16 protein-coding genes and 1 tRNA gene are annotated in these 15,846 nt (G+C 70.6%); 9 read left to right on the forward strand and 8 right to left on the reverse strand.

Annotation, left to right across the window (positions count from 1 at the left end; all coding sequences use genetic code 11):
- Positions 1 to 19: 19 nt before the first annotated feature.
- Positions 20 to 799 carry a hypothetical protein gene (locus tag LTT61_RS23750; protein ID WP_233016263.1) on the reverse strand — a complete coding sequence of 260 codons (780 nt, stop codon included), beginning with the start codon at positions 797 to 799 and terminating at the stop codon, positions 20 to 22.
- Between the two features lie 176 nt (positions 800 to 975).
- On the opposite strand from LTT61_RS23750, the gene pyrE reads away from it, so the two are divergent.
- A complete protein-coding gene (gene pyrE / locus LTT61_RS23755; protein WP_233016264.1) occupies positions 976 to 1,515 on the forward strand; it encodes an orotate phosphoribosyltransferase in 540 nt (179 codons plus the stop codon).
- Positions 1,516 to 1,617: 102 nt separating this feature from the next.
- Here the strand turns inward: pyrE and LTT61_RS23760 are convergent, their stop codons facing one another.
- From LTT61_RS23760 to LTT61_RS23790, 7 genes are all read right to left on the reverse strand, one after another.
- Entirely contained in the window at positions 1,618 to 1,866 is a 249-nt protein-coding gene (locus LTT61_RS23760; RefSeq protein WP_233016265.1) for a type II toxin-antitoxin system RelE family toxin, read from the reverse strand.
- Between the two features lie 29 nt (positions 1,867 to 1,895).
- Positions 1,896 to 2,180: a type II toxin-antitoxin system Phd/YefM family antitoxin gene (locus LTT61_RS23765; protein WP_233016266.1), complete on the reverse strand. Its 285-nt coding sequence runs from the start codon at positions 2,178 to 2,180 to the stop codon at positions 1,896 to 1,898.
- A gap of 92 nt (positions 2,181 to 2,272) precedes the next feature.
- Complete coding sequence (locus LTT61_RS23770; protein WP_233016267.1) at positions 2,273 to 2,443, reverse strand: hypothetical protein; 171 nt, start codon at positions 2,441 to 2,443, stop codon at positions 2,273 to 2,275.
- A 213-nt stretch (positions 2,444 to 2,656) separates the two neighbouring features.
- Positions 2,657 to 3,844: a helix-turn-helix transcriptional regulator gene (locus LTT61_RS23775; protein WP_233016268.1), complete on the reverse strand. Its 1,188-nt coding sequence runs from the start codon at positions 3,842 to 3,844 to the stop codon at positions 2,657 to 2,659.
- Between the two features lie 107 nt (positions 3,845 to 3,951).
- Positions 3,952 to 4,024 (reverse strand) — tRNA-Arg (locus LTT61_RS23780).
- 49 nt (positions 4,025 to 4,073) lie between these two features.
- A complete protein-coding gene (locus LTT61_RS23785; protein ID WP_420094689.1) occupies positions 4,074 to 4,796 on the reverse strand; it encodes a DUF305 domain-containing protein in 723 nt (240 codons plus the stop codon).
- Positions 4,793 to 5,704, reverse strand: coding sequence for a DUF3105 domain-containing protein (locus LTT61_RS23790; protein WP_233016269.1), 912 nt, complete (start codon positions 5,702 to 5,704; stop codon positions 4,793 to 4,795). The genes LTT61_RS23785 and LTT61_RS23790 overlap by 4 nt, the downstream gene beginning before the upstream one ends.
- Positions 5,705 to 5,799: 95 nt before the next feature.
- Between LTT61_RS23790 and argS the strand changes: the two genes are divergently transcribed.
- The 8 genes from argS to rpmE all read left to right on the forward strand — a co-directional run bounded on the left by argS (position 5,800) and on the right by rpmE (position 15,834).
- Positions 5,800 to 7,458, forward strand: coding sequence for an arginine--tRNA ligase (gene argS, locus LTT61_RS23795; protein ID WP_233016270.1), 1,659 nt, complete (start codon positions 5,800 to 5,802; stop codon positions 7,456 to 7,458).
- Between the two features lie 46 nt (positions 7,459 to 7,504).
- Positions 7,505 to 8,923: a diaminopimelate decarboxylase gene (lysA, locus tag LTT61_RS23800; protein ID WP_233016271.1), complete on the forward strand. Its 1,419-nt coding sequence runs from the start codon at positions 7,505 to 7,507 to the stop codon at positions 8,921 to 8,923.
- Positions 8,924 to 8,996: 73 nt separating this feature from the next.
- Complete coding sequence (locus LTT61_RS23805; RefSeq protein WP_233016272.1) at positions 8,997 to 10,346, forward strand: homoserine dehydrogenase; 1,350 nt, start codon at positions 8,997 to 8,999, stop codon at positions 10,344 to 10,346.
- Positions 10,343 to 11,437 (forward strand): threonine synthase, encoded by a 1,095-nt coding sequence (gene thrC, locus LTT61_RS23810; protein WP_233016273.1) that lies wholly within the window; start codon positions 10,343 to 10,345, stop codon positions 11,435 to 11,437. The genes LTT61_RS23805 and thrC overlap by 4 nt, the downstream gene beginning before the upstream one ends.
- Before the next feature lie 26 nt (positions 11,438 to 11,463).
- A complete protein-coding gene (thrB, locus tag LTT61_RS23815; RefSeq protein ID WP_233021166.1) occupies positions 11,464 to 12,393 on the forward strand; it encodes a homoserine kinase in 930 nt (309 codons plus the stop codon).
- 456 nt (positions 12,394 to 12,849) lie between these two features.
- On the forward strand, positions 12,850 to 15,060 hold the full coding sequence (rho, locus tag LTT61_RS23820; RefSeq protein ID WP_233016274.1) for a transcription termination factor Rho: 2,211 nt from the start codon (positions 12,850 to 12,852) through the stop codon (positions 15,058 to 15,060).
- A 6-nt stretch (positions 15,061 to 15,066) separates the two neighbouring features.
- Positions 15,067 to 15,384, forward strand: a complete 318-nt coding sequence (locus LTT61_RS23825; protein ID WP_233016275.1) for a hypothetical protein — start codon at positions 15,067 to 15,069, stop codon at positions 15,382 to 15,384.
- A gap of 207 nt (positions 15,385 to 15,591) precedes the next feature.
- Entirely contained in the window at positions 15,592 to 15,834 is a 243-nt protein-coding gene (gene rpmE, locus LTT61_RS23830; protein WP_233016276.1) for a 50S ribosomal protein L31, read from the forward strand.
- Positions 15,835 to 15,846 lie beyond the last annotated feature (12 nt).

The following is a 15,846-nucleotide window of genomic DNA, read 5'->3' on the forward strand; positions in this document are numbered from 1 at the left end:
GCGGGAGCAATACTCCGCCTCAGGCCTGATCCTCCGCCGAGCAGACCTTCCACGTGCCATCTTCCTTCTTCACGTGCTCCTCGGTGTCGGTATCGGTGTCCGGGCTCTCGCCCGGCACCGTCAGCGTCATCCGCCCGGTGATGGTCGCGGTCGCCCGATCCCCGGTGATGACGATGTCCGTGATCTCGTTGATCACGATCGACACCTGCGTCTGATCGAACTCCCGCTTCTGATCCTCGCTCAGCGCCTCGAACTCGTCCCGATCACCCGCGCAGGCCGTCGCCGCGGCGGCCGCGAACCCGTCCTCCCCGAGGGTCTCGTAGAAGTCGCGGATCGCCACCTCGATCTTCTTCTCGTCCGAGGCAAGGGGCGTTCTCCCCTGTGCGGTGAGCACGATGCCCGCGGTGATGCCGCCCGCGATGACGAGAAACAGAACGATCAGGCCGATGATCAGCCCGGTCCGGCTCTTCCGTGGCCGAGGCTGCCCCTGGCCCGAGGGCGGATAGCCCGGTTGCTGCCCATAGTTCGGCTGCCCCCACTGCTGGCCGTAACCCGGCTGCGGATTCCCCGGCGGCGGCCCGTAGCCCGGCTGTGCGCCCCCGGGCGGCGGCCCGTAACCCGGCTGCGCGGCGCCCGGACTCTGCCCGTAGCCGGGCTGCTGATACCCGGGATTCTGACCGTAACCGGACTGACCCTGCCCGAAGCTCGGGTCGTACCCCCCGCCGGGCGGATAACCGGGCTGCTGAGCCCCCCACCCCTGATTCGGATCCGGCTGCGACCCATACGGCGGATAGCTCATAGCGTCCTCCAACCCGGCTGTTCCCGCAGCCTACGTCAGCCCCACCCGCTTCGCCCTCCACCTCGGCCAGCCGCCGCGCCTGCCTTCGGATGCTCACGACGTTGCTGCTGCGCATGTGTCATGTGATCCAGGGGCGGCGATAGCCCGCGGCGAAGCTCGCTGACAGGATCACGTCCGTGAACGATCCCGCGCTGCTCGACCTCGCCCGTGATATCGACGCCCGCTGCCGTCTGCACGGGCAGTTCACCCTGCGCTCGGGTGCCACGAGTACCGAGTATTTCGACAAGTATCTGTTCGAGGCCGACCCACCACTGCTGTTCCGGGTGGCCGAGCAGATGGCCGCTCTGCTCCCCACCGATACTGACGTTCTCGGTGGACTCGAGCTGGGCGGTGTGCCCTTGGCCACGGTGCTGAGCCAGATCACCGGCTTACCCGCGGTGTTCGTGCGCAAGCAGGCCAAGACCTACGGCACCTGCCGCCTGGCCGAGGGTGGGGAAGTCGCCGGTGCTCGGGTAACCCTGATCGAGGATGTGGTCACCACCGGTGGCGCGGTCCGCGCTGCCGCGACCGAGTTGCGGACTCGCGGCGCAGTCATCGACACCGTTGTGTGCGCCATCGACCGATCTGCGCCCGGCGAACTTCCCCTGGCCTCCGCGGCAGTCGTGGTGCGCGCGGTCCTGACCAAGTTCCTTCTCGACCAGATGAGCGGTCACTGAGCCGGACCTGCGTCCGGCTGCGAGCGGTCGATCATTGCGGGATGGCGCTGATGATAAGGGGCTGCGACACGATCAGGTGGCAGTGATTACGTGGATTGCACGCTATGTGCGATAGACATCGCGTCGGTGGCGAACCGAGTGGATCTCGACGGAACGCTTGTCCTCGTTGATGCGGTAGACGATTCGGTAGGTACCCCGCCTGGCTGAGTAGAAGCCGTCGAACGGTTCGTTCAGGGGTTTGCCGACGCGATGCGGATTCGTCGCGATCGGCCCGGAAATCGCCTCCATCGCAGCCAGGGCGACGTCCAACGGCAGATTCTCGTGAATATTGCGCCGCGCCTGAGCGGACAAGACTATCGAGTAGGGCTCCGAAGTCCCGGTCACGCGACGCCGCGCCGGCGCTTTTCGAGCTCGGCCCGCACCTGGTCGACATCGAAGGTCTCCCCCGAGGCGAAGTCCTCCCGAGACTGCCGCAGATCCGCCAATGTGTCTCTGTCGCTGAGGATCTCCAACGTCTCCTGCATCGATTCGTACTCGACAACGGAAATCAGCATCACATCGGCCCGGCCGTTGCGGGTGATCGTAAAGTGGTCGTGCTCCCGCGCCACGCGGTCAGCGAGTTCCGCGATGCGCGCCTTGGCCTCGGTGATAGGGATGATTTCCATAGGTCGAGTCTATCAGGACGACCTTTATTATGGTCAGAACTCTGACCTGTGCTGCGGATGGCTGCCTATGAGGCCGAGTTGAGACCGCCATTTCACGGCAACTCGACCTGACGCGGGGCGCGCACTCGGCATGGTGGTGGCTCGTGCTGTTCGTCTTCGTGCTGCTGCGTGGGGTAGGGAACGAGGCACAGGGCGATGATCACGCCGGCGGGCAGGGCTATTGCAATGGTCATGAGCAGCAACGTCATTGGCTCGTTGAGCACGGGGTGCGCCTCTCCACACTTGGGGCTACGTGGTAGGCGCCCGCCGCCGGGGATACAGCCAAGCAGGGGAATTGGGCGGGTTCGCTTGTCTGTGGGGCTCACCCGGCGGCGGGGCCGAGGCAGACGCTCTCAGCGTGGCGTTGATCTTCGATATGGCGGTACGAGGCGCGTTATCCGCGAACAGTTAAGAAGAGTCGAGACTGCTTGTGCTGCTTAGTATTCCAAGTTCACGAAGTCGGCCAGCTCTCGCATGTCCGGCGTGAGGGTCCGGCGCTCCGAAACCACGGTCTGCACGATGTCACGGGCGTAGCGCTGCTGAGTCAGCCACTCGGGTGCGGCGGTGCGGAGTTCGGCAAGGGTGCCCATCGCTTCGGGCCACTGGCGCAACTGGGCATGGGCGTTGGCTACGTCGAGCCGGTGCCGTAGCCGCGATGCCGACCCACCCGAAGGAACGGCGCTCGGCAGGCTCTCCGCGATGGCAAGCGCTCGTGTCGGCTGATCCGTGACCACCGCTGTCTCCACGGCAATGTGTGCCACGCTGACCGGCCCGAACGTCCGGACAGGCAAGCGCTCGAAGAATATTTCCCGGCCCACCCGGGCGGCAGCGGCACGAGCGACGGAGAGGGCATCATCGGCGGCGCCGGGGGAGTTGTCCCGCACGGCCACGTTCGCCAGATGCATGTAGACCTTGCCCCAGCGAGCGAGCTCCTTCGGAGTGGCGCGCGAAAACCGTTTCGGCTCGATCTCATCGGCCCAGTGCTCCGCGAGTTGGCGTGCGGCGTCGAGGTTTCCCTGCCGCAGATGGGACCAGACCAGTGCCTGCACGGCACCGACCACGATCTCTGGGTCGTCTGCGATGTCGAGGGCTCGATCCACGGTGAGCGCGGCGGTGTCGAACTGCCTGTTCTGAACGAGCGTCCAGGCGGTGAACCGCAGCAACCGGGCGCGAACCCCCCGGCCCTCATCCCCCAGCGCGGCGGCATCGACCAGAGCACTCGGCAGCAACGCGGCTACTTCGGCGTACCGGCACGCCTCTTCCAGCGCCGCGAGTGTCCGCATGGGAGCCTCCAGATCGGCCGCAGAGGTGCATACGGGCTCATCGGGGTGTTCACCCTCTACCCTCGGGGCCACCAGGGCGCGTCTGACAGGCTCCCAGAGGTCGAGGGTGGCGGCGCTGGCGTGCTCGGCATCGGTCGATCCGCCCGGTTGCAGCACCGATGTCCGCACCTGGAGGGCAATAGCGAGCTTCCGCAGCGTGGCGAGGCGCACCCCCTGATGCCCACCCGTCTCGAGTTGGCGGATGCGCGCCAGGCTCACCCCGGAAAGGTCGGCCAATTCCTGTTGCGTCAGGGCCCGCCGTTTCCGCACGGACTTCACGAGTTGTCCCAGCTCGGCAGTCATTCATCCAGGCTAGGCGCGGGTTTCCACCCCGTCGAGGCGAGCGGAAACGAGCCAATCCGAAAGATGCGAAAAGGCCCCGATCGCGAACGATCGGAGCCTTCGAACTGTGCCCTCGGCAGGAATCGAACCTGCGGCCTTCTGCTCCGGAGGCAGACGCTCTATCCCCTGAGCTACGAGGGCGGGATAGCGGGATGAAGCGTAACGCATGGCTCGCCACCCCGCCAAAACGTCAGTTGAGGGGCAGGGGTTTCGCGCCGCGGGCGGCGAGCATGCCGCTCATGAGCTGGGATTCGCCCTCCTGGGTCTGCACCATGGTCTGGGCGAGGCTGCGGACCGGCGTGGTCTCGGCGTGGTCGGCGGCGTAGCGGATCATCTCCAGCCCGCCCTGGTGGTGGCGGAGCATGAGCTGCAGGAAGAGGGTGTCGAGGCCGGGGCCCATGGCTTGGCGGAGGCTGGCGAGTTCCTCCTGGGAGGCCATGCCGGGCATCATCGCCACGGGAGCGGCCGCGGACGACGAGCCGCCGTGCGCGTGACCGCCTTCGGGGGAGGTCATCCAGGCCATGTGGCCGTCGGTGCTCTGCGCGGGTTCGCCCCACAGCTGGAGCCAGCCCTGCATGCGGCCGACCTGGTTCTGCTGGGTGGTGAGGATGTCGTAGGCGAGCCGCCGCACGTCGGTGTCGGTGCTGCGGACGAGCAGGACGCCGGCCATCTCCACCGCCTGCGCGTGGTGCGCCGACATGTCCTGCAGGAATCCGACGTCGACCGGGCCGGGGTCGGGCTGGCGGGGGCCGTCGATGGGGAGCCGGGCCAGCGCGCCCAGCGCGAAGCCGATGAGCATCGCGCCGAGCACGCCGAAGACCAGCAGCGCGGTGCGCTGGCGGCGGAACTGGCCCGCCAGCGATTCCGGGCGCTCGGTCGCCGAGCGCTCCGCTGTGTCGGGCTCCCCGCTCACTGCGGCACGCCGGGCGCGCCCGGCACGGGGAACTCGTTGCCGGGCATACCGGGCAGGCCGGGGATGCCGCCGGGCAGCCCGCCGCCGAGTTCACCCTGGTCGGGGGTCAGCCCGGCACCGTCCATGGGGACCGCGTCCGGCCCGGGCGGGGTGGCGTCGAAGGGCGGCGGGTTGTCGGTGTCGAAGGCGATGGTGGAGCAGTCGGCGCCGACCTCGGGGTAGGTGTAGTTGTTCAGCCGCAGCGCGGTGATGAACTGGCCGACCCGCTTGTCGTCGGCGCTGTCCAGCTTGAGCTGGTGGCCCCAGGACTGCAGCGAGACGGCGGAGTCGAGGCCGGGGAACGGCGACATCAGCGTGTACGGCTTGCCCTCGACCTTGGCGGCCAGGGTCTCGATGCCGTCGCTGTCCACCTTGTCGGGGTTGTAGGCGATCCAGACGGCGCCGTGCTCCAGCGAGTGCACCGCGTTCTCGGTGCGCAGCGCCTTGTCGTAGACGACGCCGGTGCAGGTGGCCCAGGACGAGTCGTGCGGGCCGCCGAAGGCCGGCGTCTTGTCGTAGGCGACGCGCTGGGTCGGGCCGATGTGCAGCCCGGCCGGGTACTCCTGCTTGACGACGCCGTCGATCTGGTCGGAGGGGTCCTGCCGCTCGGCGCTGGGGGTGAATCGGTCGAGCTCGGCCTGCTCCTGGTACTTGGGGACCAGGTTGTAGGCGAGCGCGCCGACGAGTGCGACAATGACCGCGGCCGCGCCGATCGTCATCCAGGGGATCTGCCGCTTCTGCAGGCCGCCGGGTCCACCGCCGCCTCTGCGGTCACCGTTCTTGCCTGACGGTGCGACCTTCCCGGCGGCGCGGACGGCTTTCGCCGACTTGGAGGCACCGGACGACCTCGGGGCGTTACTACTCGGCATCGCTCGCTGTGCTTCTTTCGACGTGACGGAAATGGGCATGGCCGCGCGGTGCCCACCTGCGGTGCACACCCGCCGAGACCATAGGATAGAGACTCGTGACTCCAGCTGACCTTGCAGATCTCCTTCGCGGTACCGCGGCGAAGGTGCTCGTCGAACGCGGGCTCGATCCCGCGGTGCTGCCCGACGAGGTCACCGTGGAGCGTCCCCGTAATCCCGAACACGGCGACTATGCCACGAATCTGGCGATGCGCGTCGGGAAGCCTGCCGGGGTGGCCCCGCGCGACCTGGCATCGTGGCTGGCCGAGGCGCTTTCCGCGACCGATGGGGTGGCCTCGGCCGAGGTCGCCGGGCCGGGCTTCCTGAACATCAGGCTGGCCGCTTCGGCGCAGGGCGCGATCCTCGAGCAGGTGCTCGCGGCGGGCACCGGCTACGGCACCGCGCAGGCGCTCGCGGGCACCAGGATCAACCTGGAGTTCGTCTCCGCGAACCCGACCGGCCCGGTCCATCTCGGCGGCACCCGCTGGGCCGCGGTCGGCGACGCGCTCGGCCGGATCCTGGCCGCGCAGGGCGCCGACGTCACCCGCGAGTACTACTTCAACGACAACGGCGCGCAGATCGACCGCTTCGCGCAGTCCCTGGTCGCCGCCGCCACCGGCGCCCCGACCCCGGAGAATGGCTACGCAGGCGCCTACATCGGCGAGATCGCCGCGCAGATCACCACCGCGCACCCCGGCGCCGCCGAGCTGCCCGAGCGGGAGCGGCTGGAGCTGTTCCGGCGCGAGGGCGTCGAGCTGATGTTCGCGCAGATCAGGCAGGCCCTGCACGACTTCGGCACCGACTTCGACGTCTACTTCAACGAGTCCTCGCTCTTCGCCTCCGGCGCGGTGGAGCGCGCGGTGAACACGCTCAAGAACTCCGGCGACCTGTACGAGAAGGACGGCGCCTGGTGGATCGCCAGCTCCGCCTACGGCGACGACCAGGACCGCGTCGTCATCAAGAGCGACGGCAACTCCGCCTACATCGCCGGTGACATCGCCTACTTCCAGGACAAGCGGGCCCGCGGCTTCGACCTGTGCATCTACATGCTCGGCGCGGACCACCACGGCTACATCGGCCGGCTCAAGGCGGCCGCGGCGGCGTTCGGCGACGACCCGGCCACGGTCGAGGTGCTGATCGGCCAGATGGTGAACCTGGTCCGCGACGGCCAGGCCGTCAAGATGAGCAAGCGGGCGGGCACCGTCGTCACCCTGGACGACCTGGTCGAGGCGATCGGCGTCGACGCCGCCAGGTACTCGCTGGTGCGCAGCTCGGTCAACTCGAGCATCGACATCGACCTGAACCTGTGGACCAGCCAGAGCGCCGAGAACCCGGTGTACTACGTGCAGTACGCGCACGCCCGCACCGCCTCGATCGGGCGCAACGCGGCGGAGTTCGGCTTCGCCGAGGTGACCCCCGATCTCGCGCTGCTCACCGCCGACGAGGAGGGCGAGCTGATCCGCACCCTCGGCGAGTACCCGCGGGTGCTCGGCACCGCGGCCGGGCTGCGCGAGCCGCACCGCGTCGCCCGCTACCTGGAGGAACTGGCAGGCGCCTACCACCGGTTCCAGACCAACAAGACCCTGCGGGTGCTCCCGCTCGGCGACGAGCCGGTCTCGCCGACCAACGCCGCCCGCCTGGTACTGGTGAACGCGACGCGGCAGGTGCTCGCCAACGGCCTCGGGCTGCTCGGTGTCACCGCCCCGGAGCGGATGTGACCACCCCCGTCGACGGCGCGCACCGCGCGGCCTGGAAGGAAGCACGATGAGCGCCCATCCCGCCGGACCCCGGCACGCCTCCGAGATCCCGAACTCGCCGAACCTGCCGCAGCGCCCGGCCGACCCGAGCGTCATGATCGACCTGCCCGCGCACGTCTGGCCGCGCAACGCCGAGCGCGGCGCGGACGGCGTCGTCACCCTGGCCGGGGTCCGGGTGGACGAGCTGGCGAGTGAGTTCGGCACCCCGCTCTTCGTGGTGGACGAGGACGACTTCCGCTCCCGCTGCCGCGACATGGTGCGCGCCTTCGGCCCGGACGCCCGCGTGCACTACGCCTCCAAGGCCTTCCTCTGCGGCGAGATCGCGCGCTGGATCCGGGACGAGGGGCTCTCGCTCGACGTCTGCTCCGGCGGCGAACTCGCCGTCGCGCTGAACGCAGGCTTCCCCGCGCACCGGATCGCGCTGCACGGCAACAACAAGTCGGTCGCCGAGCTGGAGTCCGCGGTGGCCGCCGGGGTCGGGCACGTCGTGGTCGACTCGCTGATCGAGATCGAGCGGCTGGAGACGGTCGCCGGCCGGGCAGGCACCGTGCAGGACGTGCTGGTCCGGGTCACCGTCGGCGTCGAGGCGCACACGCACGAGTACATCTCGACCGCGCACGAGGACCAGAAGTTCGGCTTCTCGATCGCGGGCGGCGACGCCATGGAGGCGCTGGCCCGGGTCTTCGAGGCGGACAACCTGCGGCTGGTCGGGCTGCACAGCCACATCGGTTCGCAGATCTTCGAGATCGACGGCTTCGAGATCGCCGCGCGGCGGATGCTCGGGCTGCTCAGGGACGCCGTGGACAAGTTCGGCGCCGAGCGCACCGCGCGGATCGCGACGCTCGACCTCGGCGGCGGCCTCGGCATCTCCTACCTGCCCTCGGACAACCCGCCGCCGCTGGACGAGTTCGCGGCCAAGCTGCGCGAGCTGGTGGTGGCCGAGGCGGCCCGCGCCGGGCTCGCGGTGCCGACCATCGCGGTCGAGCCGGGCCGCGCCATCGCCGGGCCGGGCACCGTCACGCTCTACGAGGTCGGCACGATCAAGGACGTCTCGCTCGAGGGCGGGCAGCGCAGGCGCTACGTGAGCGTCGACGGCGGGATGAGCGACAACATCCGCCCCGCGCTCTACCAGGCCGATTACGACTGCAGGCTGGTCTCGCGCTCGTCCGACGCGCCCGCGGTGGTCGCCCGGGTGGTCGGAAAACACTGCGAGAGCGGCGATATCGTGATCCGCGATACCTGGATGCCCGCCGACGCGGGCCCGGGCGACCTGGTGGCCGTCGCCGCCACCGGCGCCTACTGCTACTCGATGTCCAGCCGCTACAACCAGCTGACCAGGCCCGCTGTCGTCGCCGTTCGCGACGGGGAGGCGCGGCTGGTGCTGCGCCGCGAGACGATCGCGGACCTGCTCTCGCTGGAGGTCTGATGACGCGCGTCCGCGCGCCCCGCGCCACAGTCAAGGCGCGGGGTGCCCGGCGCATCGATACGGAGGTGGAACCATGACCGGAGTACCGCAGGCCGGGTGGGGGCCCGATCGGCCGATCGGGGTGGCCGTGCTCGGCATGGGCAATGTCGGCACCGAGGTGGTGCGCATCCTGCGCGACCACGCCGACGACCTGCGCGCCAGGGTCGGCGCGCCGGTGGTGCTGCGCGGCGTCGCGGTGCGTGGCATCAAGGATCGCGGGATCCCCGCGGAGCTGCTCACCACCGACCCCGACGCGCTGGTCGCGCGGGACGACGTCGACGTGGTGGTCGAGGTGATCGGCGGTATCGACCCGCCGCGCCGGCTCATCCTGGCCGCGCTGAACGCGGGCAAGTCGGTGGTCACCGCGAACAAGGCGCTGCTCGCCGATTACACCGGCGAACTCGCCGCTGCGGCCGAGCGCAGCCGCGCCGACCTGTACTTCGAGGCCGCGGTGGCGGGCGCCATCCCGGTGGTGCGCCCGCTCATCCAGTCGCTCGCGGGCGACCGGGTGAACCGCGTGGTCGGCATCGTGAACGGCACCACCAACTTCATCCTCTCCGCCATGGACGAGACCGGCGCCGACTACTCGGCGACGCTCGCCGAGGCGACCAGGCTCGGCTACGCCGAGGCCGACCCCACCGCGGACGTCGAGGGGTACGACGCCGCCGCCAAGGCCGCCATCCTGGCCACGCTCGCCTTCCACACCCGGGTCACCGCCGCGGACGTGTACCGCGAGGGCATCGCCAAGATCACCGCCGAGGATCTGGAGACGGCCTCCGCGGTCAACTGCACCGTCAAACTGCTCGCCATCTGCGAGCGGGTGCCGGAGGCGCCCGGCGAGCCCGCGCCCGCGGACGGCGGCAAGGAGCGGGTGTCGGTGCGGGTGTACCCGGCGCTCATCCCGCGCAAGCACCCGCTGGCCACCGTGAGCGGCGCCTTCAACGCGGTGGTCGTCGAGGCCGAGGCCGCGGGGCGGCTGATGTTCTACGGCCAGGGCGCCGGCGGCGCGCCGACCGCCTCCGCCGTGCTCGGCGACCTCGTCATGGCGGCCAGGAACAAGTTCTACGGCGGTCGCGCGCCCGGCGAATCGGTTTATGCTGAGCTACCGATCGCGCCGATCGGCGACACGCCCACCCGATACCACGTGAACCTGCAGGTCGAAGACCGGCCGGGGGTCCTGGAGAAGGTCGCGGGCGAATTCGCCGCACACGGGGTGAGCATCTCGACGGTCCGTCAGGGCGGGCACGGCGAGCTTGCGCGCCTGGTGGTCGTCACCCACCACGCGCTGGAGTCGGCGCTGGCGGATACCGTCGCCGCACTGGCGGAGATGGATTCCGTCACATCGGTCACCAGCGTCCTGAGATTGGAAGGCACCGAGGAATGAGTACGACTGGCGTCGCACCGCAGGCAGGGGTGCACTCCCGCTGGCCCGGCCTGATCGCGGCCTACCGCGGGCGGCTCGCGGGCGCGGCCGACTGGGAGCCGGTCACGCTGCTGGAGGGCGGCACCCCGCTGGTGCCCGCTCCGCACCTCTCCGAGCTGACCGGGTGCGAGGTGTACCTGAAGGTCGAGGGAGCCAACCCGACCGGCTCGTTCAAGGACCGCGGCATGACCATGGCCATGACCGATGCCAAGTACCGCGGGCAGCGGGCGGTGCTCTGCGCCTCCACCGGCAACACCTCCGCCTCGGCCGCGGCCTACGCGAGCAGGGCCGGGCTGAGCTGCGCGGTGCTGATCCCGCAGGGCAAGATCGCGATGGGCAAGCTGGCCCAGGCCGTCATGCTCGGCGCGAAGATCATCCAGGTGCAGGGCAACTTCGACGACTGCCTGGAGCTGGCCCGCAAGGTGACCTCCGACTTCCCCGAGGTCGGGCTGGTGAACTCGGTGAACCCGGCGCGGATCGAGGGGCAGAAGACCGCGGCCTTCGAGATCTGCGACGTGCTCGGCCGGGCCCCCGACGTGCACGCGCTCCCGGTCGGGAACGCGGGCAACATCACCGCCTACTGGCGCGGGTACCGGGAGTACTACGCCGACGGCGTCACCGCCGGGCTGCCGCGCATGCTCGGCGTGCAGGCCGCGGGCGCGGCGCCGCTGGTCAACGGCGCGCCGGTGAAGGATCCGGAGACCATCGCCACCGCCATCCGGATCGGCGCCCCCGCATCCTGGAACGGCGCGGTGGAGGCCAAGGAGCAGTCCGGCGGCGCCTTCCGGGCGGCCACCGACGACGAGATCCTGGCGGCGTACCGGCTGGTCGCGGCGCGCGAGGGCGTCTTCGTCGAGCCGGCGTCGGCGGCCAGCGTGGCGGGGCTGCTCGCGGCGCGCGCCGATGGCTGGCTGGAGCCGGGGCTCACCGTGGTCTGCACGGTCACCGGCAACGGCCTGAAGGACCCGGACACCGCGCTGGCCGGCATGCCGGAGGTGCAGGCGATCGCGGTCGACCCGATCCGGGTCGCGGCCGAACTCGAGCTGGCCTGACGGTGACCCCGCGCGACAGCCAGGTGCTGACGAGGACGCTGCCCGCCGAGCTCACGGCGACCGCCCGGGTCCCGGCCTCCACCGCCAACCTCGGCCCGGGCTTCGACTCGCTCGGCATGGCGCTCGGCATCTACGACGAGATCGAGGTGCGCACAACGGCTACCGGGCTGAGCGTCCGGGTCGAGGGCGAGGGCGCCGATGACGTGCCGTGGGGCCCTTCGCATCTCGTCGTCCGCGCGATCGAGCGCGGGCTGGAGGCGGCCGGCGTCTGGGCGGACGGCCTCGACGTGGTGTGCCGCAATGCCATTCCGCACTCCCGCGGGCTCGGCTCGTCGGCCTCCGCCGTGGTCGGCGGGCTGGCGGCCGGCTGCGCGCTGGCGGCCAGGTTCGACCCGGCGCTGGCGGTGCGGCCGGACCGGCTGGTGCAGCTGGCCTCGGAGTTCGAGGGCCACCCGGACAACGCCGCGGCCAGCGTGCTCGGCGGCATCGTGGTCTCCTGGACGGAGTCGGCGCAGGCGGGTGAGGTGCGCTCGTACCGGGCCGTCCGGCTGGAGCCGCACGCGACGCTGCGCCCGGTGGTACTGATCCCGCAGGAGCGCTCCTCCACCGCGCACACCCGCGGGCTGCTGCCGGAGACGGTGCCGCACGGCGACGCCGCCTTCAACGTGAGCCGGGCCGCGCTCGCCGTCGTCGCGCTCACCGAACGCCCCGACCTGCTGCTGCCCGCCACCGCGGACCGGCTGCACCAGGGGCAGCGGGCGCCCGCGCTCCCGCTCACCACGGCCTGGATCGCGCGGCTGCGGGCGGCCGGGATCGCGGCCACCGTCTCCGGGGCCGGTCCGACCGTGCTCGCCCTCACCACCAGCGGTTTCCCCGACGAACTGCGCGAGCAGGCGGCCGCCGACGGGCTCCGGGTGCTGGAGCCGGGGGTTGCCGAGGGAGTGCTGGCCGACTGACGGCGAGTCCGTCTTGCCGAGTTTCACACCGGCCAGCTATCCTGGTGATGTCCGTACATCGTGCGCATCAGACGCCGGTGCTTCATCAGGGCAATCGCTCCAGCGGGCTCCGGCCTCGAACCTCCACTCCATGGAGGTGCTGCGCAGCCGCTGCAACTGGAATGATCCTTCCCACCTTTCACCATCGGTGGTGCCCCTGGTGGTCGAGCCGCCGGTCCGGCGGGCAGGCGATACGGCACAATCCCGGCTCGGCACAGTGCCCGGGCTGCGGAACGAACCCTCGAATCAGCACACGGCACTCGAGGGAAGGAAAGGATTTCCGTGACAGATACGGACCTGCTCGCGACACCCGGGGTGGAATCCAACCCAAATTCCCCGGGCGGCCGCGAAAGTGACTCCGGGCAGATTTCGACTCTGAGCGAGAATACCGACGTCGCACGATCGGGGCTGACTGGAATGTTGTTGCCGCAGTTGCGCGCACTGGCCGGGGAGCTCGGTATCCGAGGCACCTCCGGCATGCGCAAGGGAGATCTGATCGCCGCCATCAAGGCGAATCAGGCCGGTGGATCCGCTCCGGCGCCGAAGGTGGAGAAGCCCGCCCGCGCCGAGAAGCCCGCCAAGTCCGAGAAGACGCAGGCCGCCGACCCCGCGGCCGAGGCTCCCGCGGAGCCGCGCCGGGGCCGGGGCAAGGCCGTGCAGGCGACGCTCGACGTCGCCCCGGCCGAGGTCGCGGTGGCCGAGGCGGCCGCGCCCGCGGTGCAGGCTCCCCAGGGTGCCGCGCCGCAGGCGGAGACGCCCGCGGATGCCGGGCGGACGGACGCGCCCAAGAACGACGCGCCGCAGAGCGATGCGCCGAAGGCCGATGCGGTCCGCAGCGATGCTCCGAGGAACGACACGCCGCGCAATGGCGACGCCGCCGACGGCAGGAACGCCGACGGTGCCGACTCCGGCGACGACTCCGGCCGGGACGGCTCGCAGCGTGGCCGCGGCAGGCAGCGGCGCGGCCGTGACCAGGTGCGTTCCGGTGGCGAGGCGCAGGGCGAGCCCCGCGGTGCCGGCGGGGATGCCGACGGCGACCAGGGCGACCGCGGCCGTCGCGGCCAGAACGGCCGGGGCAGCGAGAACCGGGCAGGCGAAAGCCGCGGCGGGGACAGCCGCAACGACAACCGTGGCGGGGACAACCGTGGCGGGGACAACCGCGGCGGTGAGAACCGCAGCGATAGCCGCGGCGGGGACAACCGCAGTGACAGCCGCGGCGGCGACAGCCGCAATGACAATCGCGGCGGCGACAGCCGTGGGGACACCCGCGACAACAGCCGCAACGACAGCCGCGGTGGCGACAGCCGGGGCGGCGACGCCCGTGGCGATCGCGGCAACGACAACCGCGGTGGCGACGACGAGGAGGGCCGCGGCGGCAGGCGGGGCAGGCGCTTCCGCGAGCGCAGGCGCGGCCGTGACCGCGACGGCGGCACCGGCGGCGGCCTCGGCGGCGAGACCCGCGAGCCGGAGCTCCGCGACGACGACGTGCTGCAGCCGGTCGCGGGCATCCTCGACGTGCTGGACAACTACGCCTTCGTCCGCACCTCCGGGTACCTGGCCGGGCAGAGCGACGTCTACGTCTCGATGAACCTGGTGCGCAAGAACGGGCTGCGCCGCGGCGACGCCATCACCGGCGCGGTCCGCGCGCCGCGCGACGGCGAGCAGGCCAACCAGCGGCAGAAGTTCGACCCGCTGGTCCGGCTGGACACCGTCAACGGCGGCGACGTCGAGGCGGCCAAGCGGCGCCCCGAGTTCGGCAAGCTGACCCCGCTCTACCCGAATCAGCGGCTCCGGCTGGAGACCCAGCCGAACAAGCTGACCACCCGGGTGATCGACATGATCATGCCGATCGGCAAGGGCCAGCGCGCGCTCATCGTGTCGCCGCCGAAGGCGGGCAAGACCACGATCCTGCAGGACATCGCCAACGCGATCGCGACCAACAACCCCGAGTGCTACCTCATGGTGGTGCTGGTCGACGAGCGTCCGGAAGAGGTCACCGACATGCAGCGCTCGGTGAAGGGCGAGGTCATCGCCTCGACCTTCGACCGGCCGCCGAGCGACCACACCTCGGTCGCCGAGCTCGCCATCGAGCGGGCCAAGCGGCTGGTGGAGATGGGCAAGGACGTGGTGGTGCTGCTCGACTCGATCACCCGCCTCGGCCGCGCCTACAACAACTCCTCGCCCGCCTCCGGCCGGATCCTCTCCGGTGGTGTCGACTCGACCGCGCTCTACCCGCCGAAGCGTTTCCTCGGTGCCGCGCGCAACATCGAGAACGGCGGCTCGCTGACGATCATCGCCACCGCGATGGTGGAGACCGGCTCGACCGGTGACACGGTGATCTTCGAGGAGTTCAAGGGCACCGGCAACGCCGAGCTCAAGCTGGACCGGAAGATCGCCGAGCGCCGGGTGTTCCCCGCGGTCGACGTCAACCCGTCCGGCACCCGCAAGGACGAGCTACTGCTGAGCCCCGACGAGGCGGCCGTGCTGCACAAGCTGCGCCGCGTGCTGTCCGGGCTGGACTCGCACCAGGCGATCGATCTGCTGATCGACCGCCTGAAGAAGTCGAGGAACAACCTGGAGTTCCTCATGCAGGTGAGCAAGACCGCGCCGGGCGCACTCGACGAGTGAGCTGAGGTGTTCCCGGACGGGGGTTCCGCTGCGGCGGGGCCCCCGTTCGCGGTCTCCGGGCGGGGCGAAGAAGAGCGCGCCGATCCCGGCGGCGCCCGCCACCAGGAAGGCCGTGATCACCGCGGCGGGGCCGGGGTGCGGCTGGACCGCGGCGGCCTCGGCCACCCGCATCGCGGGGGCGGGCGCGGCTTCGTGATCCGTCGCGGGCAGCGCGAGCGCGCCTGCGGCGGCGAGGACGGCGAGCAGCGCGAGAACGAGGGCGGCACCACGGACGGTCACGGTCCCTCCTCGGAGTCGGCGGCTGACGTCGCCGTTCGAATCTAGGGGCGGCAGCACCGCCGAGTCCCGAGTAGCGCACTACCCGACTGCCGGGAATGAACTGCCGGCCGGAGGCGTTTTGGGAGCGTAAGGGCTGCTCTGGCATACTGAGCGGCTGTTGCGCCTGCTTGTTCGAGCAGGGCTCCCGCCTAGTCGGTTCCGGTTCACGTCGACGTTCGTCGGCGACCCGGCGACCATTTCGAGAGGACACCCATGAAGGCCGGAATCCACCCCACCTACGTCGACACCACCGTCGTCTGCGGTTGCGGTAACACCTTCCAGACCAAGAGCACCAAGGAGTCGGGGCAGATCAACGTCGAGGTCTGCTCGCAGTGCCACCCCTTCTACACCGGCAAGCAGAAGATCCTGGACACCGGCGGCCGCGTGGCCCGCTTCGAGGCCCGCTACGGCAAGCGCGCGGGCAAGAAGGCGGATGCCGAAGCCGACGCCAACTAGCGATCACTCCGA

The organism is Nocardia asteroides (assembly GCF_021183625.1).
In the GTDB taxonomy this organism is placed as follows: Bacteria; Actinomycetota; Actinomycetes; order Mycobacteriales; family Mycobacteriaceae; genus Nocardia; species Nocardia asteroides_A.

Coding starts and splice junctions, on each gene's coding strand:
- LTT61_RS23750 (WP_233016263.1), bottom strand. CDS start 799: ATGAGCTATCCGCCGTATGGGTCGCAGCCGGATCCGAATCAGGGGTGG.
- lysA (WP_233016271.1), top strand. CDS start 7,505: ATGAGCGCCCATCCCGCCGGACCCCGGCACGCCTCCGAGATCCCGAAC.
- LTT61_RS23765 (WP_233016266.1), bottom strand. CDS start 2,180: ATGGAAATCATCCCTATCACCGAGGCCAAGGCGCGCATCGCGGAACTC.
- LTT61_RS23805 (WP_233016272.1), top strand. CDS start 8,997: ATGACCGGAGTACCGCAGGCCGGGTGGGGGCCCGATCGGCCGATCGGG.
- rho (WP_233016274.1), top strand. CDS start 12,850: ATGTTGTTGCCGCAGTTGCGCGCACTGGCCGGGGAGCTCGGTATCCGA.
- rpmE (WP_233016276.1), top strand. CDS start 15,592: ATGAAGGCCGGAATCCACCCCACCTACGTCGACACCACCGTCGTCTGC.
- LTT61_RS23790 (WP_233016269.1), bottom strand. CDS start 5,704: ATGCCGAGTAGTAACGCCCCGAGGTCGTCCGGTGCCTCCAAGTCGGCG.
- LTT61_RS23775 (WP_233016268.1), bottom strand. CDS start 3,844: ATGACTGCCGAGCTGGGACAACTCGTGAAGTCCGTGCGGAAACGGCGG.
- thrC (WP_233016273.1), top strand. CDS start 10,343: ATGAGTACGACTGGCGTCGCACCGCAGGCAGGGGTGCACTCCCGCTGG.